This is a genomic window from Saccharopolyspora sp. NPDC002686 (assembly GCF_040295745.1).
GTDB classification, from domain to species: Bacteria; Actinomycetota; Actinomycetes; order Mycobacteriales; family Pseudonocardiaceae; genus Saccharopolyspora; species Saccharopolyspora oryzae.
In genome coordinates this window covers 1-1,016 of record NZ_JBEOVY010000683.1, presented here as the reverse complement: position 1 = coordinate 1,016, position 1,016 = coordinate 1, and the positions used below count along the sequence as shown (strand labels likewise).

General features: G+C 70.5%; 1 protein-coding gene. It reads left to right on the top strand.

The genetic code is table 11. The annotated features are described in order from the left end of the window. On the top strand, positions 1-820 hold an 820-nt coding region (locus ABTZ89_RS38875), incomplete at its 5' end, for an ABC transporter permease (protein ID WP_351054515.1). Positions 821-1,016 lie beyond the last annotated feature (196 nt).

Sequence of the window (1,016 nt, the reverse complement as noted above, 5' to 3'; positions counted from 1 at the left end):
CATCCTCATGTTCGAGCCCAGCGGGACCTCGACCGTCGGCGACCGCCACGACGAGCTCCCCGACCAGAAGACCGATCACCTCGCCGGTACGGCTCTCCTGCTGTCCAACAGCTACCACGGCGAGGCCGATCGGCCGACCCCGGAGAGGCCAGCGACCTGGACGATTCCTGGTCCGGTGCGGCCGGCGACCGTCGCAACCACCGTGCCGGGGAACTACCCCGACCTGCTGGTCACGCCGGCGGCGGCGGCCGGAATTCCGGCCAGCACCCAGCAGGTCCGCTTCGAGGTCGAGCTGGCGCCGACGGCGTCGCCAGACCTGATCGAGCGCATTCGCAACGTCGCGGCAGCTCACCTGGTCGAACCGTCGACCAGCGGCAAGGCGCCCTCGCTGGGGTCCGATCCGAAGCAGCAGCGGGATGCGGCGCTGGCCGCCGTCCGGCTTGCCCTGCTGGCCGGAGCCCTGGTGGTCTTCGCGCTGATCGGGTGCAGCTTGTTCGTCTCGGCCGCCGAGCAGATCCAGGAGCGGCGTCGCCCGCTGGCGGTGCTGGGCGCCGTGGGGGTGCCGCGCCGGACGCTGTGGCAGTCCTTGCTGCTGCAGAACGCCGTTCCGATGGTCGTGGCCACCGCGCTGGCCACGGTGACCGGCCTGCTGATCGGGGTGCTGGTGGTGATGGCCGAAGGGGAAGGCGCGGTGGTCGTCGACCTGCCCGGAATGCTCGGCCTGTTCGCCTTCGCAGCGGCCTCGGTCTTGGTGGTCACCGCGCTGAGCCTGCCCGCCGCGAGCCGCGCTGCCCGGCCGGAGGGGCTCCGAACGGAGTGATCAGAAGCGGGCGAACGCCCGCGCATCCCGGCGTTGTTGATAGTTGATGCGGTCCGTAGTTTCAGTGGTGATCGAAACAAATCTGGACATCAACGCACGAACGAGGGGATAGCGGAAAGGCCGCGAGCCATGCCGGCGCGGGCGCGGTGAGGGGGGGGGGGGCCCGGTAGGGTTGGGGTTTTTTGGCGCCCGGTTT